Consider the following 23,492-nt stretch of genomic DNA (forward strand, 5'->3'; position numbering starts at 1 on the left):
GCGCTAGATCAAGCGGCCTTCTTCACCTCACCCTTCGCATAGGGGTCGAAGCGCTGGTAGAAGGTCTCGCCTTTCTCGGCCAGGTCGAGGAGCAGCTTGGGCGCCTTGAACTCGGCGCCGTATTTCTTCTGCAGGCCCTTGGCGATCCTGACGAACTCCTTGGCGCCGATGCCGTCGATATAGGACAGCGCGCCACCGGTGAACGGGGCGAAGCCGAAGGCCAGGATCGAGCCGACATCGGCCTCACGTGGATCGGTGACGATGCCTTCTTCCATCACCCTTGCTGCTTCCAGCGCGATGGTGACCAGCAGGCGCTGCTGCAGCTCCTTATAGTCGACCTTCTCGGCCTTCAGCTGCGGGTAAAGGTCTTTCAGGCCCGGCCACAGCTTCTTCTTGGCGGGCTTCGCCGGATAGTCGTAGAAGCCCTTGCCGTTCTTGCGGCCGAAGCGGCCATGGGTATCGACCAGCGTGTTGATCAGCGCCATCTGCTTGGGATCGACGGCCTTGTCGCCGAGGTCCCTGATGGTCTGCTTCATGATCTTCTGAGCAAGGTCGATCGCCGTCTCATCGGTCAGCGCCAGCGGGCCGACCGGCATGCCGGCGGCCTTGGCGGCATTCTCGATCATCGGCGCCGGAACGCCCTCGATCAGCATCTTGTAGGCTTCCGACATGTAACGCAGCACGCAGCGGTTGACGTAGAAGCCGCGCGTGTCGTTGACGACGATCGGCGTCTTCTTGATGGCGCGCACGAAGTCGATGGCTGTGGCAAGCGCCTTGTCGCCGGTCTTCTTGCCCAGAATGATCTCGACCAGCATCATCTTGTCGACCGGCGAGAAGAAGTGGATGCCGACAAAATTCTTCGGCCGCGTCGAATTCTTGGCCAGCGCGGTGATCGGGATGGTCGAGGTGTTGGAGGCGAATATCGCCGACGATTTCAGCACCGCTTCCGCCTGTTCGGTGGCAGCCTTCTTGACGGCTGAATCCTCGAACACCGCCTCGACCACCAGATCGCAGCCGGCGAGGTCAGCATAGTCCGCCGTCGGCGTAATCAGCGACAGGAGCTTGTCCTTATCCTCGGGCTTGGCGCGGCCCTTCTTGACCTGATCCGAGATCAGGCTGTCGGAATGCGCCTTGCCCTTTTCGGCCGACGCCATGTCGCGGTCGAGCAGCACGACCGGGATACCGGCCTTGGCGGTGACAAAGGCAATGCCGGCGCCCATGAAGCCGGCGCCGAGAATGCCTATCTTCTTGAACTTCGTCTCGGACACTCCGGCCGGACGGCGGGCGCCCTTGTTCAGCTCCTGCAGCGAGACGAACAGCGAGCGGATCATCGCCGCCGCTTCCTTCGACTGCATGATTTCGGTGAAATAGCGCTGTTCGATCCTCAAGCCGGTGTCGAACGGCACCAACAGGCCTTCATAGACGCATTTCAGGATGGCAGCGGCGGCCGGATAATTGCCATAGGTCTCGCGGCGCAGGATGGCGATGGCCGGCGGCCACAGGTTGAAGCCGGCGGGCGAATAGATCTGACCGCCGGGCAATTTATAGCCCTTCTCGTCCCAGGGCTGGACGGCTTTCAGGCCGTTCTTGATCAATGCCTTGGCGGTCTCGATCAGCTTCGCCGGTTCGGCGATTTCGTGGATCAGGCCCATCGCCTTGGCTTTCTGCGGCGACAGGTTCTGGCCGGTGGTCAGCATCTGCAAGGCCTGCTGCTGGTCGGTCAGGCGCGGCACGCGCTGGGTGCCGCCGGCGCCCGGGAAAATGCCGACCTTGACTTCCGGCAGGGCCATCTTGACCTTTTCGGAGTCGGCGGCCACGCGGCCATGGCAGGCCAGCGACAGCTCAAAAGCGCCGCCCATGCAAGTGCCATTGATCGCCGAAACCCAAGGCTTGCCCGAGGTTTCGAGCTTGCGCCAAAGGGCACCCATGCGGCCGGCGTTGTCGAACAGCAACTTTGCCGCTTTCTCCGGATCCTTGGTCTTCTCCTTCGCAAAGACCGTCAGCATCTTCTGCAGCATGGTGAGATCCGCACCGCCGGAGAAGCTGTCCTTGCCCGAGGTGATCACTGCACCCTTGATGCCGGCATCGGCCACCACCTGATCGATGATCTTGTCGAGTTCGTTCATCACCTCTTCGGTGAAGACGTTCATCGAGCGGTCCGGCATGTTCCAGGTGACCAGCGCAATGCCGTCGGCGTCGGTGTCGACCGTGAAGTTTGTGTAAGGCATGTCTCTCTCCTTCCGGCCGAAAATCAGACGCGTTCGATGATCGTTGCGGTGCCCATGCCGGCGCCGATGCAGAGCGTCACCAAGGCGGTGTTGAGGTCGCGTCGCTCCAACTCGTCCAGAATCGTGCCCAGGATCATCGCGCCGGTGGCGCCGAGTGGATGGCCCATGGCAATGGCGCCGCCATTGACGTTGATCTTGTCGTGCGGAATGTCGAAGGCCTGCATGTAGCGCAGCACCACCGAGGCGAAGGCTTCGTTGAGTTCGAACAGATCGATATCCGACAGCTTCATCTTGGCGCGCTTCAACAGCTTTTCGGTGACGTCGACCGGACCGGTCAGCATCAGCACCGGCTCGGAGCCGATATTGGCGAAGGCGCGGATGCGGGCGCGTGGCTTCAGGCCCATGGTCTTGCCGGCCTTCTTCGAACCGAGCAGCACGGCGGCAGCGCCATCGACGATGCCGGACGAATTGCCGGCATGGTGGACGTGGTTCACTTCTTCCACTTCGGGATGCTTCTGCACGGCAACGGCGTCGAAGCCGCCCATTTCGCCGGGCATGACGAAGGACGGGTTGAGCGAGGCCAGCGACTGCATATCGGTCGTGGGCCGCATGTGCTCGTCATGATCGAGAATGGTCAGGCCGTTCTGGTCCTTGATCGGGATGACGGAGTTCTTGAAGCGTCCGTCGGCCCACGCCTTGCCGGCGCGCTTCTGGCTCTCGACCGCATAGGCGTCGACGTCGTCGCGCGAAAAACCGTATTTGGTGGCGATCAGGTCGGCCGAAATGCCCTGCGGCACGAACCAGCCGGGCAGACCGACCGACGGGTCCATGAACCATGCGCCGCCGGAGGCGCCCATGCCGACGCGCGACATCGATTCGACGCCGCCGGCAATGACGATCTCGTCGGCGCCCTGCGCGATCTTGGCGGCGCCGAAGTTGATGGCGTCGAGACCCGATGCGCAGAAGCGCGAGATCTGCATGCCAGGCGCCTTGTTGTCGTATCCGGCCTCGAAGGCGGCTGCGCGCGGAATGACGGAGCCGGCCTCGCCGACCGGATCGACGCAGCCGAAGATGATGTCGTCGACATTACCTGTATCGAGCCCATTGCGGTCGCGCAGCGCCTCGAGCGTCCTGGCGGCGAGCCGCACCGCCGGCACTTCGTGCAGCGAGCCATCCTTCTTGCCCTTGCCGCGCGGCGTGCGCACGGCGTCGTAGACATAAGCTTCGGCCATTTTCTTGCTCCTTGGGTTTGCCGGTCGTGGCTCTCAGAGAGAGCGGCCGATCAGCAATTTCATGATCTCGTTGGTGCCGCCGTAGATGCGCTGAACGCGGGCGTCGCGGAACATGCGGGCGATCGGATATTCATTCATGTAGCCATAGCCGCCATGCAATTGAAGGCATTCGTCGACGACTTTTCCCTGCAGGTCCGAGAGCCAGTACTTGGCCATCGAGGCGGTGACCGGGTCGAGACCGCCATTGATATGGCGGGTGACGCAGTCATTGTAGAAGACGCGGCCGATGGTGGCCTCGGTCTTCAATTCGGCGAGCTTGAACTGGGTGTTCTGGAACTCGATGATCGCCTTGCCGAAGGCCTTGCGATCCTTGACGTAGTCGATGGTCAGCGCAAGCGCGCGTTCGATCATCGCGATGGCGCCGGTGCCGATCTGCAGCCGCTCCTGCGGCAATTGCTGCATCAACTGGATAAAGCCTTGCCCCTCTTCATGACCGAGCAGGTTGGAGGTCGGCACCCGCACATCGTTGAAGAACAGTTCCGACGTGTCGTTGGCCTTCAGCCCGATCTTGTCGAGGTTGCGGCCGCGCTCAAAGCCATCGACCGCGTCGGTCTCGATGACGATCAGCGAGGTGCCCTTGGCGCCCTTGGCCGGATCGGTCTTGGTGACGACGATGATGAAATTGGCCAGCTGGCCGTTGGTTATGAAGGTCTTGGAGCCGTTGATCTTGTACTGGTTGCCGTCCTTCTCGGCCCGCGTCTTGACGCCTTGCAGGTCGGAGCCGGCGCCTGGCTCGGTCATGGCGATGGCCCCGATCAGTTCGCCGGTGGCCAGTTTCGGCAGCCACTTCTTCTTCTGCTCTTCGGAGCCGTAGTGAAGGATGTAAGGGGCGACGATGGCATTGTGCAGGCCGATGCCGAACCCGTCGACGCCGACATGGCCGATCGCCTCGATGATGGCGCTCTCATGCGCGAACGTGCCGCCGGAGCCGCCATATTCCTCCGGCATCGAGGCACAGAGCAGGCCGGCGGCTCCGGCCTTGCGCCAGCTCTCGCGGTCGACCATTTCGTTCTTCTCGAACTCGTCGTAGCGCGGCGCGATCTCTTCCGACATGAAGCGATGCGCCATGTCGTAAAGCATGCCGACCTCTTCCGCCGCCCAGGCAGGCTTCGGCAAAGAGAGCACTTCGGCTGGATTTGTCGCCACGATTTCCTCCGCGTTCCGACAATGTGGGCCGGCGGCGCCGGCCCGACAAACCTAGAACGCTTCCGCAGGCAGCGCCATTAGCGTATCCGCACCACTGGAAATGCGGGCGAGATGTGCCGACGTCTCGGGCATGATCCGCTCCATGAAGAAGCGCGCCGTCACCACCTTGTTGTCGTAGAAGGACTGGGTGCCATTGGCGCCGGTTTTGCCGAGAGCCGCCTTGGCCATCTGCGCCCACATATAGCCCAGCGCCACAAGGCCGAAGAGATGCATGTAGTCGGTAGACGCGGCGCCGGCATTGTCGGGCTTGGCCATGCCGTTCTGCAGCAGCCACATGGTGGCCGCCTGCAGGTCGTTGAGGCCCTTCTTCAGGGCCTTGGTGAACGGCGCCAGTCTCTCGTCGGCACGGTTCTCCTCGCAGAACTCGCCGACATCCTTGAAGAAGGCCTGGATGGCACGGCCGCCGTTGAGGCCGAGCTTGCGGCCGACGAGATCGAGCGCCTGGATGCCGTTGGCGCCTTCATAGATCATGGCGATGCGGGCATCGCGCACGAACTGGCTCATGCCATGCTCTTCGATATAGCCGTGGCCGCCGAACACTTGCTGCGCCATGACGGCGTGGTCGAAACCCTTGTCGGTGAGCACGCCCTTGATCACCGGCGTCAGCAGGCCGGTGTAGTCGTCGGCGGCCTGACGATCCTTGTCGTCATCGGAGCGGTGGGCGATGTCGGACTTGATCGCCGTCCACAGCGCCAGCGCGCGGCCGGCCTCGTTGAAGGCCTTCATGGTCATCAGCGAGCGTCTGATATCGGGATGGACGATGATCGGGTCGGCCTTCTTGTCCGGCGCCTTAGCGCCCGACAGCGAACGGCCCTGCAGCCGGTCCTTGGCGTAGGAGACCGCGTTCTGGTAGGCGATTTCGGACAGCGACAGTCCCTGCAGACCGACGCCGAGGCGGGCTTCGTTCATCATCGTGAACATCGCCTTCAGGCCGCCATTTGCCTCGCCGAGCAGCGTGCCCTCGGCCTCGTCATAGTTCATGACGCAGGTCGAATTTCCGTGGATGCCCATCTTCTCCTCGATCGAGCCGCAGGAGAGCGTGTTCTTGCCGGCTGGATTGCCCGAAGCATCGAGCTTGAGCTTCGGCACGATGAACAGCGAAATGCCCTTGACGCCTTCCGGCGCACCTTCGATGCGGGCCAGCACGAGGTGGACGATGTTGTCCGACATGTCGTGCTCGCCGGCCGAGATGAAGATCTTCTGGCCGGAAATCTTGTAGGTGCCATCGCCGTTCGGCACCGCCTTGGTGCGCAGCAGACCGAGATCGGTGCCGCAATGCGGCTCGGTCAGGTTCATGGTGCCGGTCCAGGAACCCTCGACCAGCTTCGGCAGCCAAGTCGCCTTCTGCTCGTCGGTGCCATGGGTGATGATCGCCGCGATCGCGCCTTGGGTCAGGCCAGGATACATCATCAGCGCCATGTTGGCCGACACCATGTATTCGGCAACCGCGGTGTGCACCGCATAGGGCAGGCCCTGGCCACCGAATTCCACGGGCGCCGCCAGTCCCATCCAGCCGCCTTCGCGATACTGGTCGTAGGCCTCCTTGAAACCTTTCGGTGTTGTCACCGAGCCGTCGTCGTGGCGCACGCAGCCTTCCATGTCACCGACACGGTTCAAGGGATGCATGACGTTTTCGGCGAGCTTGGCGCCCTCGGCGAGGATCGCCTCGACCACATCGGGCGTCGCGTCGGCAAATCCTGGAAGATTGGAATAGCGCTGGTAGCCCAGCACCTCATTGAGCACGAACAGCGTGTCCTGGACGGGAGCCCTGTAGATCGGCATGTGTTTCCTCCACCATGCGGGTCTTGGTCGCGGGATCAGGCCCCGAAAATGAGCTCTGGGCAGCATGCGGACCAATGTTGAAAGCGGGATAGCAAAAATTGACGTTTGCGTAAACGTCAATTTTATTGCCGCGACAAAATTTCCTTTTGCCAGCCTATCGGCACGAGGTGACGGACACCAGCGACGCATGGGTTGCGCAAGCGCGTATGATGGCAAACGAAAAGAGCCGCGCGGCTGACCGCACGGCTCTTGTTCATCGAAGCTTGCGCCGTAAATGGCGCAGCGAGTTCAGCTCGCGGCGCTGGCTGGAGCCGAACGCTCGGACAGCATCTGGCGCACGGCCGACATCGAGCCGCTCAGCTCGTTGATCGCGTCATCGATCAGCGCGCGCTGCTTCTGCAGGCGGGCAAGCTGCTTCTCCGACTTGTCGAGGGCCAGCCGCAGTTGCTTGGTGTTGGATCCCGTCGGATCGTAGAGATCCATCATCTGCTTGACGTCGCGCAGCGAGAACCCGACCTTGCGGCCGAGCAGGATCAGCTTCAGCCGCGCCTTGTCGCGACGCGTGTAGAGGCGCGTTGCCCCGTCGCGCTTCGGATTGAGCAGGCCCTTGTCTTCATAGAAACGCAGCGTGCGCAGGGTCACGCCGTATTTCTTGGCCATTTCGCCGATGCGCACGAGTTCCTCGCCGGCTTCGACAGAGATATTGTTGGTGTTGGCCGCGGCTTCGCCGGGCGAAACAAGTTTCATGGTCACTGGCTTTCCCCTGTAGTGGCGTCGCGGTCTCGGACCTTGCAACGCCTGAGTGGAAGCGGGGGCATGCTTCCAGTCGTGGGTTTCAACTAATTCATCGCAAAAGGCACGAAAAGCGCCCCTCTTACGTTTACGTCAATTCTATATCGATAGCCGCCTCATGACGCAAGGGCGTTCTGGGATTGCGAAACCTTATGCCGCACCCCCCGGTGCAGGTCCGAACGGGCGCTGCCTGTATTTCAGCAATGCGGTAACTTCTTAAGCTTGGTTAACGCCTTGTTTACCACGATGGGTGAAATGTGCGCATGTCGGTCATCCGTGTTTATCCTGTAGCGAATTTTTCACGGTTTTTCGGAGCGCGGGCCTGGCCCGGGAAGCTCGTCTTCCGCCGCAGCACAGCCGCGCGGCCGCCTTCGTTCCCGACAGGCACTTTGGGGAAAACTGGCAGCAAGCCGGCCATTCTGAAAAACGGGCGCATCGATGAACAGCAAGCGGTCCTATCTCGATACACTCAACGCCGGCAGGCCACGCAGGCCGAACACCACGCTTGATGAATTGAACCGCTCGCTGGAAACGCTGGAGCAGCGGCTGGAACGCAAGCGCGAGGACGCGGGAGAGCGCTTCGATCCGCGCCGGCCACCGGTCGAGCCGCGCTACGCCAGCGCGCAGCCCTACGCCCCGCCGCGCTGGTATGAGGATCCGCAGCCCGCGCCGCGGCCGAAAAGCCCGGCGCCGGCCGGCTTCGACCAGAACTATCAGGCGATCGCGCGCGACATCGACCGAGTGCGCGGCCAGGAGGACAGTGTCGCCGTGGTCGGCAAGATCGCCGGCGAATTGCGCGGCTTGCGCGAAGAACTGCGCCATCAGATGACTGCCGGCCTGCAGCGCGAATTTGCCGCCCTGCGCAAGGATATCGAGCGGGCATTCCAGGCGGGCAACCAGTCAGGCGGCTTGCCCGGCAAGGGCAGCGCGGAACTCGGCCTCGAATTCGAGCGGCTGTCCGGCGCCATCCAGACGCTGGCCGAGAAGAGCGACGACAGAAGCGTCAACATGCTGCGGCTCGAACTCGAGCAGGTGAAGACCGCGCTCGACACGCTGGCGCGCGAGGAAAGCGTGCTGAAGGTCGACCGCCGCTGGGACGATTTCGACCGCCGCTGGAGCGCGTTCGAGGACCGCGTCGACGCCGATCAGCGCAACCGCGCGGACGGCCCCGGTTTTTCGGCCCTGACCGACCGGCTCGAGCAGATCAGCAATGCCGTCAACAATCTGCCGGAATCGCTGTCGCTGCGCTCGATGGAGGAAAAGGTCCGCACGCTTGCCGGCGCCGTCGATCACTTCGTCAGCCAGCAGAACAACCGCGGCGGCGACACGCTCGGCCTGATCGACGAACGGCTTGACGAGATTACGCGCGCCATCGTCGCCTCGACCGTGGCCGCCCAGGCCAATTCCTTCGACCCCGAGCCGTTCGAGCGCATTGAGAAGCGGATCGCCTCGCTGGCGCAGCAGATCGAGGAAGTCATGCAGGTTCGTCCGAGCGGCGAGGTTCTCGACCGTCTCAGCATGCTGTCGAACCGGGTCGACGACCTCGCCGGCCGCGCCAATCTGCCGGAACAGGCGATGGAGCGCCTCGGCAAGCAGATCGCGATGATTGCCGACAAGATCGACCGCGCCCCGGCCATGCCCGACGCCGACTATATCTTCCAGGGTCTGGAACAGCGCTTCGACGTGCTGTCGGGCATGATGGAACGCCGGCAGGGCGACGCCATCGAGCAGGGCAACATGCTGTTTCGTGACCTCGAGCGGCGGCTGGACGAGGTCGCCGACCGGCTGGACCAGCGTCAGCCGCAAGCCGACAACACCGAAATCATGGACGCCATCGACGCCCGCTTCACCGCGCTTGCCAAACGCATGGAGACGCGTGTTCCCGATCCTGCCAACGAGGCGGCGATCCGCGGCCTGGAAAGCCGGCTCGAAGACATTTCAAGCCGGCTGGACTCGTCGGCCGCGCAGGTCGCCGGCATCGATCCGGCGCTGATCCGCAGCCTCGAGGCTCAGGTCTCCGGCCTGTCGGCGCATCTGTCGAAGCCCGGCACGCCGCTGCCGGAATTCGAGGACATCAGCCCGCGACTCAACGAAATCGAGAAATCGCTGGCCGGAACCCGCGAGTCCATCATGGGCGCGGCACGCGAAGCGGCCGAGAGCGCGGTGCGCTCGCTGGCCGATTCCAATGCCAACACTGCGGCCGTCACCGGCCTCGCCCAGGATCTGAAGACGCTGGAAGCGCTGACGCGCCGTTCGGACGAGCGCAATTCGCGGACATTCGAGGCCATTCACGACACGCTGCTCAAGATCGTCGACCGCCTGGGCTCGCTGGAGACCAGCGAGCCGGTCGAGGCGGTGAGCGAACTCCTGGATACGCCGGCCGAACCGGCGCGGCGGGCCCGCGCGGCCCGCGCCTCCAAGATCGCGGTCCAGGATGCGCCGTCGATGGACATCGACCAGCCGCTGCCGCTGACCGGAGACATGGCCGACCTCGACGGCCGCGCCGCCGCCATCATGCGCAGCGAGCCCGATATGCGCGCCGAACCAGACATGCGCAGCGAGCCGGTGCGGCGCTCGCCAGCCGAGGCTGCCGCGGCCGCTGCCCAGGCGGCGCTCGGTTCCGATGCGATTACCGAGAAGGGTGAAGGCACGGCCAAGAAGTCGCTGTTCGGCGGACTGGCGCGCGCCTTCAGGGGCAAGAAGCAGGCCGACATGCCGCCGCTTGCCGGCTCTGCGCCCAATGTCGACATGCCGAGCGTCGATCTCGACGAGCCGCTCGACCCGAAGCTCGCCAACCGGCCGCTGGAGCCAGGCTCAGGCGCACCCGACCTCAACGCCATCATGAAGCGCGTGCGCGATGAGCGCGGGCCGCCGGCGCGCCAAAGCACCGGCGATGCATCGAAATCCGACTTCATCGCCGCCGCCCGGCGCGCGGCGCAGGCAGCTGCCGCCGAGGCCGACGCGCTGAAACGCCAGTCCACCATGAAGGGCCCGGTGAAAGCGCTGCGGATCGGCGACCTGCTCAAGGCGCGTCGCAAGCCGATCCTGATGGGAGCGATCGCGATCATGCTGGCGCTTGCCGGCCTGCAGTTGGGCAAGGCCTTCTTCGCCGACCCGGTCGAGGTCGCAAGCAACGATACAGCGCCGATTGTCGCATCGCAGCCGGTCGAGATCGCCTCGGTTAATGCTGCCAGCCAACCCAAGGCAGACGCGCAGCCAGCCGTGCAGGACACGCCGGCTCGCATCGTCAGGCAGGTGGAGCCCTCGCAGCCGGCAGCTGGCAACGACGCACCGATGGATGCAGCCTCGGTCACCGCTCCCGAAGGACCGCCCTTCGAACCCGCGTCCGCGCCGATGGCTTTGGCCGATCCGGCCCCGACGCCAGACGCAATGCTGCCGACGACCGCCACTGCGGAACCGGCGGCGGCTGACGCGCAGCCCGCGGCTGCCGTCACGGCGCCCTCGGCATCGGATACGACCGGCACCGTTCCACCCGCTGACACCGCGGCAACGCCTGTCGTCGCGAAGATCGACATTCCGACCGATGCCGGCCCACAGGCTTTGCGCGACGCGGCCGCCGGCGGCGACGCCAAGGCGCTGTTCGAGCTCGGCTCGCGCTATGCCGAATCGCGCGGCGTGAAAGAAGACATGACGGCGGCCGCCAAATGGTACGAAAAATCGGCCGAACTGGGCTTCGCACCGGCCGAATACCGCATCGGCAATTTCTACGAGAAGGGCATCGGCGTCACGCGCGACATCAAGAAGGCAAAGACTTTCTACCAGCTCGCCGCCGCGCAAGGTAACGCCAGCGCCATGCACAATCTGGCCGTGCTCTTCGCCATGGCCGCGGACGGCGTGACCGACAATGAATCGGCCGCGCACTGGTTCCAGGCCGCGGCCGATGTCGGCGTCAAGGACAGCCAGTTCAATCTCGGCATCCTGGCGGCCAAGGGTGTCGGCATGAAGCAGAGCCTGGAAGAATCCTACAAATGGTTCGCGCTTGTCGCCAAGACCGGCGACAAGGATGCCGCGACCAAGCGTGACGAGGTCGCCAGTGCGCTAAGGCCCGAACAGCTCGAGCGAGCACGCGCCGCCACCGAACTGTGGAAGCCGAAGCCACTCGACCCGGCGTCCAACTCGGCCGACATCCCTGAATCCTGGCAGGAAGGTACGCCGCAGACGACCGCCAGCATCGACATGAAGAAGGCGGTCAAGAACATCCAGCTCATCCTCAACAAAAACGGCTACGATGCCGGCGGCGCCGATGGCGTGATGGGCGGCAAGACCAAGACTGCGATCATGGCTTTCCAGACCGACAACAAGATGCAGGCGACCGGCGAAATCGACGAAAAGCTGGTGAAGGCGCTGCTGGCGCACAAATAACGGCAGATGCGTCGCTAACGCGACGCCCTTGCCACACATTTGCCTGTTAACTGATTGAGATGTTTTTTGTTTCGGCAGGGCGGCGGGGTTTGACCCGGCCGCCCCGGCGGCGCAAGAAAAAATTGGCTTTTCGGTGCGACAATGCCCGCGAATGGCTGCAATCGCCGACAGGCAAACTGATCGAGACTGACGGGTGGGCATCTATCTCCCGATCGCGGAAATCTCCGTCAACGTCTTCGTCCTGCTGGCGATGGGCGCGGCGGTGGGTTTCCTGTCGGGTATGTTCGGGGTCGGTGGCGGCTTCCTGATCACGCCGCTCCTGATCTTCTACAACATCCCGCCGGCGATCGCGGTCGCCACCGGCGCCAACCAGGTCATCGCCTCCTCCTTCTCCGGCGCGCTGTCGCACATGAAGCGCGGCACGCTCGACTTCAAGCTCGGCGGGGTGCTTCTGGCCGGCGGCATTGTCGGCTCGACCGGCGGCGTCTTCGTCTTTGCCTTGCTGCGCCGGCTCGGCCAGCTCGATCTGTTCATCTCGCTGCTTTACGTCGTGCTGCTCGGCACCGTGGGCGGACTGATGCTGGTCGAAAGCGTCAATGCGCTGCGCGCCACGCGCAGCGGTGCCGCCCCGGTGTTGAAGAAATCCGGCCAGCACAACTGGATCCACCGGCTGCCGCTGAAGATGCGGTTCAGGGCCTCGAAACTGTTCGTCAGCGTCATTCCGGTCCTTGGGCTCGGCGCCGGCATCGGCTTCCTGTCGTCGATCATGGGCGTCGGCGGCGGCTTCATCATGGTGCCGGCGCTGATCTATCTGCTGAAAGTGCCGACCAACGTCGTCATCGGCACCTCACTGTTCCAGATCATTTTCACCTCGGCCTACACGACGCTGGTGCACGCCACCACCAACCAGACGGTCGACGTCATGCTTGCCTTCCTGTTGATGGCGGGCGGCGTCGCCGGTGCGCAATATGGCGCCAAGGCAGGCCAGAAGCTGCGCGGCGAACAACTGAGGGCGCTGCTGGCGCTGCTGGTGCTGGCGGTTGCCATCCGGCTGGCCATCGATCTCTTCGTCACGCCGCCTGACCTCTATTCGCTGACCGCCGCAGGCCTGAACTGATGCGGCGGTGGAGCACGTTCGCGACCGCCGCTTTGCTGTTCGCCCTCGCCCTGCCGGCGACAGCACAGTCGCCGAACCCGCTGCCGGAAGGCATCCAGATCGGTCTTTCCACGGACGCCGTATCGATCACCGCCGGCTTTTCCGGCGCCGACCTGACCATTTTCGGGTCGCTGGAAAACCCCGACCCGCTGGTCGCGCGGCAGGGGCGCTATGACGTCATCGTCGTGCTCGAAGGGCCGCCGCGGCCGGTGGTGGTGCGTCGCAAGGACCGGGTGCTCGGCGTCTGGGTCAATCTGGAATCCGAGACCTTCGAGAATGTGCCGGTGTCCTATTCCGTCGCCACGACGCGGCCGCTGCAGGACATCACCGAACCCAACAGCTACAAGCAGCTTTCGCTCGGAGCCTCCAACCTTTACATGAAGCCGGCCGACGCCACCGACAGCCCGGCGACGATCGAGGAATTCACCGTGGCGCTGCGCGAGCGCAAGGCGGCGACCGGCCTCTACAGCGAGAATGTCGGCGGCGTGCAGTTCCTGTCGCAAAACCTCTTCCGCGCCACGGTGCGGCTGGCGCCGAACGTACCAGTTGGAACGCATAAAGCCCGCGCGTTCCTGTTCAAGAGCGGCTTGTTCCTTAAGGAAAGCTCGGCCCAGCTCGAAATCCGCAAATCGGGTTTCGAACAGTCGATCTTTCGCGTCGCGCACGATTATTCCTTTCTCTACGGCGTCTTCGCCGTGTCGCTGGCCATGATCACCGGCTGGCTGGGCAGGCTGATCTTCCGCAAGGACTGACGCCCCGTGGGGAAATGGAAAGCCCATTCCCGGAAAAACAAGGTTCCCCTTTTCCCGTTTATGGGATAGATCGCCGCCTCCCAACCCTCGGGCAAATACGCACAATCAATTCGGCTAGCGGTCCGGACATCCGGATGACAGTGCTCTTCGGCTGGCCACCGCGACCCAATGACAGGAGGCTGCAATGCATCAGGCATTTGGCGGCATCGATTTCGGCACGTCCAATTCTACTGTGGGTGTGATCCGCAACGGCCAGGCACGGCTGGTGGCGCTGGAAGGGGAACAGCCGACATTGCCGAGTGCCGTTTTCTTCAACTTCGAGGACGGCCACACCTATTTCGGCCGCCGCGCGATTGCCGACTACACCGACGCCATAGAAGGCCGGCTGATGCGGTCGCTGAAGAGCGTGCTCGGCAGTTCGCTGGCGCATGAGAAGACGCGCATCAAGGCACGCCAGATCGGTTTCATCGACATTGTCGGAATGTTCGTCGGCCATTTGAAGAAGCGGCTTGAAGAAGATGCCGGCGCTCCGGTGGAGAGCGTCGTGCTCGGGCGCCCGGTGCAGTTCGTCGACGACGATGCGGAAGCCGATGCCAAGGCGCAGGGCGAGCTTGAAAAGGCGGCGCGAGCGCAAGGCTTCAAGCACATCGCCTTCCAGTTCGAACCGATCGCGGCGGCGCTCGACTATGAGCAGAACGTGAAGCGCGAGGAGCTGGCGCTGATCGTCGACATGGGCGGCGGCACGTCCGACTTCTCGATCGTGCGGGTTTCGCCGCAGCGCCCCCGCTCAAGTGATCGCAAGGACGACATCCTTGCCAATCGCGGCATCCACATCGGCGGCACTGATTTCGACCGGCTGCTCAGCATTGCCCATGTCATGCCGCAGCTCGGCTATTTGACGCCGACCAAGGACGGCAAACGCAATCTGCCGGCGAGCTATTTCATCGACCTGGCGACTTGGCAGCGCATCAATCTCGTCTACACCGCCAAGGCGATGACGCATCTCAAGCAAATCCGTTTCGAGGCCGTCCGCGCCGACCTGGTCGACCGCTTCATCCACATCGTCGAGCATCGCTACGGCCATGCGCTGGCCGGCCTGGTCGAACGGGCCAAGATCGCGCTGACGGAGCAGGCTTCGGCCGAAGTGGCGGTGGCCCTGCCCGCCGCGCGTTTTGCAGCCGAGATCAGCCGAGGCGGTCTGGAGGAAACGATTGCCGCCGACATCGAGCGGGTGTCCGCGACCGTGCGGCGCACGATTGCCGATGCCGGCGTGACGGCGTCTGAGATCACAGCCGTGTTCCTCACTGGCGGTTCGACCGCGATCCCGCTGGCAAGACGCGAAATCCTGTCGCTGGTGCCGGAGGCCGCTGTCATCGAGGGCGATATGTTCGGCTCGGTCGGGCTTGGCCTGGCGCTGGATGCGCAACGGAAGTTCGGCTAATCCCTCAACCGTGATCCGTGGAGGCGCCGAGATGCGCCTTCAACGCCATCTGCGCCAGGCTGGCCTGGCGGTCGCGGTGGGTGATCATGGCGAAGTCGCGCTTCGGCAGCTCGAGCGGTACCGACCGGAGACTGCCTTCGGCCACGGCGCGTCCGACAACGAGGTCGGAAATAATGGTGGCGCCGGCGCCCGCCTCGACCGCCTGGCGAACCGCTTCGTTGCTCGGCAGCACCAGGAATATCTGCAGGTCGGCAAGTGAAATCCCTTCGCGGCGCGCCAGATCCTCCAGAACCTCGCGCGTGCCCGAACCGCCCTCGCGGATTATCCAGCGCAAGCCCCTGATATCAGGGCGGCCCGGCGCGATTTCGGTGATCTCGGGATGCGAGGCGGCGACGACCAACATCAATCTGTCGACGTCGACCTTGGTGCGGCGAAGGATATCGGATTCGGTGCGCCCCTCGACCAGACCGAGATCGGCAGTACCGTCCAGCACATTGGCCTCCACCTGCCTGGTGTTGCCGATGGTGACGCTCAGCCGCACCGCCGGGTAGGCTTCGTGGAAAGAAGCCAGCCGGCGCGGAAGCCAGTAGCTGGCAATGGTCAGGCTGGCCGCGATCGAGAGGCTGCCGGCAACGGTCTGCGAGACATGCTCCAGCACATTGCGAGCGGCGGCGGCGCGCTCGAGCACGGCCTTGGCCTCCGGCAGGAAGCGATGGCCGGTCTGGGCCAGCTCGATGTTGCGGCCGACCCGGTTGAACAGATGGACGCCATGCTGCTCTTCAAGCGAGCGAATGGCGGCCGAGGCAGCCGACTGGGAAATGCCCAGAAGCTCGGCCGCCTTGGTCATATGGCCACGCTCGGCGACGGCGACGAAAATGCGCAACTGGTCGAGGGTCATGCGGTCATTAAGAACCAATTTCGATCGAATTTACAAGAACAACTGATTAGACAGATCGATAGCTTTATTCTACTTTTTCAGGTGAAGTTAGAAAAAATTCGCCAACAGATCGCAGCCAGCAAAATGATCGGGCGGTTCAGATCCCTGCTTGCGCATTGGACCCGTGGCCTCAGGCGGCGGCTGGCCGGCGACCGCTATCACCCTGAAGAGCATTATATGCGCGGCCCCGGACCGAAAACGCGGGCCAAATTCGCGGACCGCAAAAGCACCCCTGGCCTATGAACCACACAGCGCCGCGCGGGGCCAATTCCGCACCGTCGCAACAGCCGTTGGCCAACACCCGCGCGCCGGATGAAGGCGACGGCGTCGACACTTCGCCCACCGTTTCCGACAGCATCGCCAAGACCACCTGCTACATGTGCGCCTGCCGCTGCGGCATCGACGTCCACATCAAGGACGGCAAGGTGCGCTACATCAACGGCAACAAGGACCATCCGGTCAATCGCGGCGTGATCTGCGGCAAGGGCAGTTCCGGCATCATGCAGCATTACAGCCCGGCGAGGCTGAAGAAGCCGCTGCTGCGCACCGGTCCGCGCGGCTCGGGCGAGTTCCGCGAGATCGAGTGGGAGGAAGCGTTTGCGATTGCAACGGAACGGCTTTCCAACATACGCCGCACCGATCCCAAAAAGCTTGCCTTCTTCACCGGGCGCGACCAGTCGCAGTCGCTGACCGGCTGGTGGGCAAGCCAGTTCGGCACGCCGAACTTCGCCGCCCATGGCGGCTTCTGTTCGATCAATATGGCGGCCGGAGGGCTCTATACGATCGGCGGCTCGTTCTGGGAGTTCGGCGAGCCGGACTGGGACAACACCAAATACTTCATGCTGTTCGGCGTCGCCGAGGACCATGATTCCAACCCGATCAAGATCGGGCTCGGCAAACTCAAGGCGCGCGGCGCCAAGGTGGTGTCGATCAACCCGTGCAGGACGGGCTACAATGCCATCGCCGACGACTGGATCGGCATCAGGCCGGGCACCGACGGCCTGTTCGTGTCCGCCCTGATCCACGAACTGCTCAAGGCCGGCCGCGTCGATCTCGATTATTTGCTGCGCTACACCAACGCGCATGTGCTGGTCATCCAGGAGCCGGGCGCCGCCGATGACGGGCTTTTCCTGCGTGACAGCGACAACAATCTTCTCGCCTGGGACAGAGTGGCAAAGACCCCCGCCAAGGCGGAGGATGCCGATGCGAAACCGGCGCTGACCGGCAGCTATATGATCGATGGCCGCCGCTGCGTGCCGGTGTTCCAACTCATCGCCGACCGTTACATCGATGACAGCTACGCACCCGACGCGGTCGCGGCACGATGCGGAATTTCGGCCGACACCATCCGCCGCATCGCCGCCGAACTCGCGCATGTCGCTTTCGAACAGACGATCGAACTGCCGATTGCGTGGACCGACTGGGCCGGCCGCCGGCACGAGACGATCAAGGGGCGGCCGGTGTCGATGCACGCCATGCGCGGCATTTCTGCCCACTCCAACGGTTTTCACTCCTGCCGCGCTATCCACCTGCTGCAGGTGTTGCTCGGCACAGTGGATGTTCCCGGTGGCTTTCGTTTCAAACCGCCCTACCCACGCTCGGCACCGCCGGGACCGAAGCCTTGCGGCAAAACCGCAAAGCCGATGACGCCCCTCGACGGGATGCCGCTCGGCTTCGTCTGCGGGCCGGATGATCTGCTGGTCGATGAGGCCGGCACGCCCTTGCGCATCGACAAGGCCTATTCCTGGGAGGCGCCTCTCGCCGCCCACGGGCTGATGCATACGGTGATCCGCAATGCCTGGGCCGGCGACCCGTACCCGATCGACACGCTGATGATGTACATGTCGAACATGGCGTGGAATTCCTCGATGAACACCGTCGAGACCATTGCGATGCTGACCGACCATGACGAGGCGGGCAACTACAAGATCCCCTTCATCATCTATTCGGACGCCTATTACTCGGAGACGGTGCCGTTCGCCGATCTGGTGCTGCCCGACACCACCTATCTCGAACGTCACGACTGCATCAGCCTCCTCGACCGGCCGATCAGCCATGCCGACGGACCGGGCGACGCCATCCGCCATCCGGTGGTCGAGCCGGACCGTGACGTCAGGCCGTTCCAGTCCGTGCTGATCGAGCTTGGCGCGCGGCTCGGCCTGCCCTGCTTCGTCAACGACGATGGCTCGGCGAAATACCGCGACTATGCCGATTACATCGTCAACCATGAGCGTACGCCAGGCATAGGCCCGCTCGCCGGCTGGCGCGGCAAGGACGGCACCTCTGTCGGCAAGGGCGAAGTCAATCCTGACCAGCTGCAGCGCTACATCGACAATGGCGGCTTCTGGCACCAGGATTTTGCCGCCGACCAGCGCTACTACAAGATGGCCAACCGCTCCTATCTCGACTTCGCGGAGCAGATGGGGTTCATCCCCAGGGCCGAGCCCATCGTCTTCCAGCTCTACTCCGAACCGATGCAGCGCTTTCGCCTCGCCGCGCGCGGCCATGGTCGAGTCCAGCCGCCCGACAGTGAGCGCCACCGCATCGAGACCTATATGGACCCGCTGCCGTTCTGGTTTACGCCGTTCGAAGAGGCCGCCGTCGATCTCGAAAAATATCCGCTGCATGCGCTGACGCAGCGGCCGATGCACATGTATCATTCCTGGGGCTCGCAGAATGCGTGGCTGCGGCAGATCACCAGCCAGAACCGGCTATTCGTGCATCGTCAGACCGCGGCAAAGCTTGAGCTGATTGACGACGACTGGGTGTGGATCGAAAGCATCAATGGCCGTGTGAAGGGGCAGATCAAGCTGGTCGACGGCGTCAATGCGGATACGGTGTGGACTTGGAATGCCATCGGCAAGAGGCGCGGCAGCTGGGGGCTGAAGGACGACGCCGCCGAGAGCAATCGCGGCTTCCTGCTCAACCACATCATCGGCGACCAGACCTCGGCTGACGCCAACGGCAAACGCTATTCGAATTCGGATCCGGTCACCGGACAGGCGGCATGGTTCGATTTACGCGTGCGCATCGTCAAATGCGCTGCGGAAGACGCCGGCTTCACCGAGCCGCAATTCGAGCGTTTCAGCCAACCGCCAAATGTCGAGCCATCCCCCGACATCCTTCGCTACGGCGCCGAATTCCGCATCAACAGGGAGGCCGTGGAATGACCTGCCTTCCCGCCCATAACGACAAGAAGCTGGGTCTGGTCATCGACCTCGACACCTGCGTCGGCTGCCAGGCCTGCGTCACCGCCTGCAAGGAATGGAACACCGGCGGCCACATGGCGCCGCTGACCGACATCGACCCCTATGGCGGCGATGTCGACGGCGTCTGGTTCAACCGCGTGCACAGCTACGAACACACGACCGAGGCGGGCGGTCGCACAGTCAACTTCCCGCGTTCCTGCCTGCATTGTGAGACGCCGGCCTGCGTCACCGTCTGTCCGACCGGCGCGTCCTACAAGCGGGCATCGGACGGCATCGTGCTGATCGACGAAAGCAAATGCATCGGCTGCAAATTGTGTAGCTGGGCCTGCCCTTATGGCGCGCGCGAATTCGATACCGACGTCGGCGTGATGAAGAAATGCACGCTCTGCGTCGACCGCATCTACAACGACAATCTGGCGGAGGAAGACCGCGTGCCGGCCTGCGTTGCCGCCTGCCCGACCAGCGCTCGGCATTTCGGCGATCTCGGCGATCCCGCCTCGGCGGTGTCGCAACTGGTGGCCAGCCGCAGCGGCGTCGAGCTGATGCCGGAGATGGGCTACAGACCGACCAACAAATATCTGCCGCCACGCGCCCACACCGAGCGTGCAGCTTCAGTGCCGGAGCCAAGGCTCGAGCCGGTCAAGGCCGAAGGCGGCTTCCTCGGCTGGGTCGACCGCATGCTTTCGAACTGACCAATGCATCCAGCCTTCTCCGTCGTCTTCTTCACAACTGCCACAGGAGCGGGCTACGGCCTGCTGGCGCTGCTTGGCGTGCTTGCCGGGCTAGGATTCATCCCGGCCGATTTCTGGCTCGGCCTCATTGGCATGGGCCTGGCGCTCGGGCTGATTGCCGCCGGCCTGTTGTCCTCGACCGGCCATCTCGGCCGGCCCGAACGGGCCTGGCGCGCCTTCTCGCAATGGCGCAGTTCCTGGCTGTCGCGCGAGGGCGTGGCCTCGGTGGCGACCTTCATTCCGGCGGGGCTGTTCGGCATCGGCTGGGTGTTTTTTGGCCGCACCGGCGGTTGGGTGGCCATCGCCGGGTTTCTCGCAACGATCGGCGCAATCGTCACCGTCTGCACCACCGGTATGATCTATGCCTCACTGAAGCCGATCGCGCAGTGGCACAGCCCCTATACGCTGCCCGGCTATCTCATCTTTTCCGCGATGACGGGTAGCGTGCTGCTCAACGCGCTGCTGCAGGCCTTCGCTATCGGCTCGACCGCAATTGCCGCCACCGCCCTGCTGTTCACCTTGCTGGGCTGGGGCTGGAAGCTGGCGACGTGGCGCTACAATGATGCGCTGAAGATTGCCACCACTGCCAACACCGCCACCGGGCTCACCGGAGGTACGGTGCGCTCGCTGGAGTGGCCGCACACCGAAGAAAATTATTTGCTCAAGGAAATGGGCTTTCGCATCGCCCGCAAGCACGGCGCCAAGCTACGGCACATTGCGCAGGTGCTGGCCTTCGTCTTGCCTGCTCTGTTGCTCGTTGTTGCATTTGCCTTGCCCTGGCCGCTCGCGGCGGGGCTGTCGGTGCTCGCCGCCATTGCCCAGTTCGGAGGTATGCTAGTGGAGCGCTGGCTTTTCTTCGCCGAGGCCAAGCACACCGTGACCCTGTACTACGGCCGGTAGAGCATCGTCACGCGGCTCGTGCCGGCGGCGCCACGGGCAAGTCCTTCAGCAGGATTTCGATCGCGGCATCGACGACGGCTGTCCGACGGTCGTGTGCGTACAGACCGTATTGAACGATGAGCGGCTCGGGCAGGCCGGCCGGCGTCTTCAGCACCCGCATTGAGCCGGTGCGAACGGATTCCGGCGGAAGCAGCCCGACGCCCAGCCCGTTCTCGATCGCCGCCTGCAGGCCAGTGACACTCTGGCACGACAGAACAATCCTGTGCTGCCGGCCGGCGGCGACCAGTGCCTCTGTCATCCGCCTGCGCCACGGACAGGTTGCGCCGAAAGCAACGAGATCGAGCGGCCGTTCCGGATCCAGCACATAGTCCTGGGCGCAGACCCACTGCAGTTCGACGTTCCACGTCGTCAAGGCGTCGGCTGCTACGACCGATGTCGGGGCAATCATGACATCCAGTGCATCCTCGCTCCAGAGCCGTCCCAGCGCGACGCTGTGCTCGACCACCGCGTCGAGGCTGATGTCGGGATAGGTGCGATGAAGCCGCCCGAGTGCGGCCGAGAGCGCGGCGGAGGTGACTTCCTCGGCGAGACCGATGCGCACGCCGCCGCCAATGCCAGCCTGCTGCAGACGGGCCACCGCTTCATCGCCGAGAGCGAGGATGCGGGTCGCATAGCCCAGAAACAGTTCCCCCTCCGCGGTCGGCACGACACCGCGGCCGGTGCGCTGGAACAAATGCCGTTGCAGCAGACCCTCCAACCGGCGCATCTGCATGCTCAGCGACGATTGGGTTCTGCCGGTCTGTGCGGCCACCCTGCTCAGGCTGCCTTGCCGGCAGACCGCGACATAGGTGCGAAGAAGGTCGAGGCCGATCTGTTCAGATATCATCTTTTTTGTACTCTGATGTCATCGATATCAGCCTACAATGATATCACGCCGCGCGCTATCTCCCATTCAAGAGAACAGCGCGAGGAAGAAAACCATGAAAGCGATCCGTGTTCACCGCCATGGCGGGCCAGAGGTACTCGCCTATGAGGATGTCGACATTGGCCGGCCCGGACCGGGCGAGGTCCGCGTGCGCAACCGGGCGGTTGGCCTCAACTTCGTCGACATCTATTTCCGCACCGGCGAATATGCCCCGCCCACTTTGCCATTCACGCCGGGCAATGAAGGCGCCGGCGAAATCATCGCGGTCGGCGAAGGCGTCAGCGACTTCAAGCCTGGCAATCGCGTCGCCTATGTCGAGACGCTCGGCGCCTATGCCCAGGAACGCATCGTGCCAGCTCATTTCGTCGTGCGTCTGCCCGACGCTATCGATTTCGAGACCGGTGCCGCGATGATGCTGAAAGGGCTGACGGCGCAATATCTGCTGCGCCGCACGTTTCGCGTCGAGGCGGGGCACACTATCCTGGTGCATGCCGCGGCGGGCGGTGTCGGCCTCATCCTGACGCAATGGGCAAAGCACCTCGGCGCCACCGTCATCGGCACGGTCGGCTCGCCCGAAAAGGCCGGGCTCGCCCTGGCCAATGGCTGCGACCATGTCATCGACTACAGCAGGCAAGATTTTGCCGCGCGGGTGAAAGAGATCACCAATGGCGAGGGCTGCCACGTCGTCTATGACGGCGTCGGCAAGGCGACCTTCCCCGCCTCGCTCGATTGCCTGCGGCGCTTCGGCACCTTCGTCAGCTTCGGCACGGCGTCGGGATCGATCCCTCCATTCGACATCATGCTTTTGATGCAGAAAGGCTCGCTGTTCGCCACCTGGCAGTTGTTGTTTCATCATCTTGCCAAACGCGAGGACGTAGTCGCCATGAGCGAGGAACTGTTCGATGTCGTCCTGAGCGGCGCGGTGAAAATCCCCGTGCATACCCGGATGCCGCTCGCGCAAGTGGCCGAGGCGCATCGCCGTCTCGAAGCACGGCAGACGACCGGCGCAACAGTTCTGCTGCCTTAAAGCAGATCCGTTCAGCCCGGCCGCAGCATGGCGTGGGAAATGGCGAAGATGCGCTCGGCGCCGAGCATATAGGCCATCAGCGTCTCGCGGCGGAACAGGCCGGCATAGGCGCGGTCGAGCACGTTGAGCGAACCGGTATAGGCGCCGAAGGCCGGCATGATCATGCGTCCGCCATCGCCGGCAAAGCAGCGCCGCCGCACCGAGCGGCCGCGCTGGACGATGCGCGCGCAAGGGTGAAGATGGCCCGCGACTTCGCCCTCGCTTCTCACCTTCGACGGCTCGTGCCGAAACAGCAGCGAGCCAATGGCGAGTTCGCGCACCGTCTCTCCGGGCAGGTCGGCGGGCGCCTCCGGGTCATGGTTGCCGGCGACCCAGAACCAGTCGCGGCCGGCCATCAGCGCTTCCAGGCGCTCGCGGAAGGACTGATGCATGCGCTCGGCGCCACCGCCGTCGTGGAAGGAGTCGCCAAGGCTGATGACGATCGCCGGCTGGTAGTCCGATATCACCGCCTGCAGCCTGAGCAAGGTGGCGCCGGTGTCATAGGGCGGGATCAGCGCGCCGCGCCTGGCGAAGGACGAGCCTTTTTCCAGATGCAGGTCGGAGACCGCAAGCAGCCGCAGATCAGGGAAATAAAGCACGCCGCGCGGATCGCAGACCGCGCGCTCGCCGGCGATGCCGACAAAGTCGGCCTCGGCGATCAACGATGCGCGCGCCAGCGAAAAATTCATTCT

The 23,492-nt window shown here is 63.9% G+C and carries 17 protein-coding genes; 9 read left to right on the forward strand and 8 right to left on the reverse strand.

Annotated elements, in window-relative coordinates; all coding sequences use genetic code 11:
• Positions 1 to 8: 8 nt before the first annotated feature.
• The 5 genes from ACWTU9_RS00700 to ACWTU9_RS00720 form a co-directional block, all read right to left on the reverse strand.
• Complete coding sequence (locus tag ACWTU9_RS00700) at positions 9 to 2,228, reverse strand: 3-hydroxyacyl-CoA dehydrogenase NAD-binding domain-containing protein (protein WP_455856657.1); 2,220 nt, start codon at positions 2,226 to 2,228, stop codon at positions 9 to 11.
• A 23-nt stretch (positions 2,229 to 2,251) separates the two neighbouring features.
• A complete protein-coding gene (locus ACWTU9_RS00705) occupies positions 2,252 to 3,460 on the reverse strand; it encodes an acetyl-CoA C-acetyltransferase (protein ID WP_455856658.1) in 1,209 nt (402 codons plus the stop codon).
• Between the two features lie 33 nt (positions 3,461 to 3,493).
• Positions 3,494 to 4,666, reverse strand: coding sequence for an acyl-CoA dehydrogenase family protein (locus ACWTU9_RS00710; RefSeq protein WP_455856659.1), 1,173 nt, complete (start codon positions 4,664 to 4,666; stop codon positions 3,494 to 3,496).
• Between the two features lie 51 nt (positions 4,667 to 4,717).
• Entirely contained in the window at positions 4,718 to 6,508 is a 1,791-nt protein-coding gene (locus ACWTU9_RS00715) for an acyl-CoA dehydrogenase (RefSeq protein WP_455856660.1), read from the reverse strand.
• 288 nt (positions 6,509 to 6,796) lie between these two features.
• Entirely contained in the window at positions 6,797 to 7,255 is a 459-nt protein-coding gene (locus tag ACWTU9_RS00720) for a MerR family transcriptional regulator (protein ID WP_454576542.1), read from the reverse strand.
• 483 nt (positions 7,256 to 7,738) lie between these two features.
• Here ACWTU9_RS00720 and ACWTU9_RS00725 point away from each other — a divergent pair, with 483 nt between their 5' ends.
• From ACWTU9_RS00725 to ACWTU9_RS00740, 4 genes are all read left to right on the forward strand, one after another.
• Complete coding sequence (locus tag ACWTU9_RS00725) at positions 7,739 to 11,683, forward strand: peptidoglycan-binding protein (protein WP_455856661.1); 3,945 nt, start codon at positions 7,739 to 7,741, stop codon at positions 11,681 to 11,683.
• A 193-nt stretch (positions 11,684 to 11,876) separates the two neighbouring features.
• Positions 11,877 to 12,800, forward strand: a complete 924-nt coding sequence (locus ACWTU9_RS00730) for a sulfite exporter TauE/SafE family protein (protein ID WP_454588035.1) — start codon at positions 11,877 to 11,879, stop codon at positions 12,798 to 12,800.
• On the forward strand, positions 12,800 to 13,591 hold the full coding sequence (locus ACWTU9_RS00735) for a TIGR02186 family protein (RefSeq protein WP_455856662.1): 792 nt from the start codon (positions 12,800 to 12,802) through the stop codon (positions 13,589 to 13,591). The genes ACWTU9_RS00730 and ACWTU9_RS00735 overlap by 1 nt, the downstream gene beginning before the upstream one ends.
• Positions 13,592 to 13,775: 184 nt before the next feature.
• On the forward strand, positions 13,776 to 15,032 hold the full coding sequence (locus tag ACWTU9_RS00740) for an Hsp70 family protein (RefSeq protein WP_455856663.1): 1,257 nt from the start codon (positions 13,776 to 13,778) through the stop codon (positions 15,030 to 15,032).
• 4 nt (positions 15,033 to 15,036) lie between these two features.
• On the opposite strand, the gene ACWTU9_RS00745 is transcribed toward ACWTU9_RS00740, so the two are convergent.
• Positions 15,037 to 15,930 (reverse strand): LysR substrate-binding domain-containing protein, encoded by an 894-nt coding sequence (locus tag ACWTU9_RS00745; protein WP_455856664.1) that lies wholly within the window; start codon positions 15,928 to 15,930, stop codon positions 15,037 to 15,039.
• Here ACWTU9_RS00745 and ACWTU9_RS00750 point away from each other — a divergent pair.
• Genes ACWTU9_RS00750 through ACWTU9_RS00765 form a run of 4 tightly spaced genes read left to right on the forward strand, consistent with a single transcriptional unit; the run spans position 15,880 to position 20,809 of the window.
• Positions 15,880 to 16,212 (forward strand): hypothetical protein, encoded by a 333-nt coding sequence (locus ACWTU9_RS00750; RefSeq protein WP_455857132.1) that lies wholly within the window; start codon positions 15,880 to 15,882, stop codon positions 16,210 to 16,212. The genes ACWTU9_RS00745 and ACWTU9_RS00750 overlap by 51 nt on opposite strands.
• A complete protein-coding gene (locus ACWTU9_RS00755) occupies positions 16,209 to 19,139 on the forward strand; it encodes a molybdopterin oxidoreductase family protein (protein WP_455856665.1) in 2,931 nt (976 codons plus the stop codon). The genes ACWTU9_RS00750 and ACWTU9_RS00755 overlap by 4 nt, the downstream gene beginning before the upstream one ends.
• Entirely contained in the window at positions 19,136 to 19,870 is a 735-nt protein-coding gene (locus tag ACWTU9_RS00760) for a 4Fe-4S dicluster domain-containing protein (RefSeq protein ID WP_455856666.1), read from the forward strand. The genes ACWTU9_RS00755 and ACWTU9_RS00760 overlap by 4 nt, the downstream gene beginning before the upstream one ends.
• A gap of 3 nt (positions 19,871 to 19,873) precedes the next feature.
• Positions 19,874 to 20,809 (forward strand): dimethyl sulfoxide reductase anchor subunit family protein, encoded by a 936-nt coding sequence (locus ACWTU9_RS00765; RefSeq protein WP_455856667.1) that lies wholly within the window; start codon positions 19,874 to 19,876, stop codon positions 20,807 to 20,809.
• Between the two features lie 7 nt (positions 20,810 to 20,816).
• Here ACWTU9_RS00765 and ACWTU9_RS00770 read toward each other — a convergent pair whose 3' ends face one another.
• On the reverse strand, positions 20,817 to 21,695 hold the full coding sequence (locus ACWTU9_RS00770) for a LysR substrate-binding domain-containing protein (protein ID WP_455856668.1): 879 nt from the start codon (positions 21,693 to 21,695) through the stop codon (positions 20,817 to 20,819).
• 94 nt (positions 21,696 to 21,789) lie between these two features.
• On the opposite strand from ACWTU9_RS00770, the gene ACWTU9_RS00775 reads away from it, so the two are divergent.
• A complete protein-coding gene (locus tag ACWTU9_RS00775; protein WP_455856669.1) occupies positions 21,790 to 22,761 on the forward strand; it encodes a quinone oxidoreductase family protein in 972 nt (323 codons plus the stop codon).
• 11 nt (positions 22,762 to 22,772) lie between these two features.
• On the opposite strand, the gene pdeM is transcribed toward ACWTU9_RS00775, so the two are convergent.
• The gene (pdeM, locus tag ACWTU9_RS00780; protein ID WP_455856670.1) at positions 22,773 to 23,489 is read right to left on the reverse strand and encodes a ligase-associated DNA damage response endonuclease PdeM; all 717 of its coding nucleotides are present in this window, start codon (positions 23,487 to 23,489) and stop codon (positions 22,773 to 22,775) included.
• Positions 23,490 to 23,492 lie beyond the last annotated feature (3 nt).

The organism is Mesorhizobium sp. 128a, assembly GCF_053848025.1.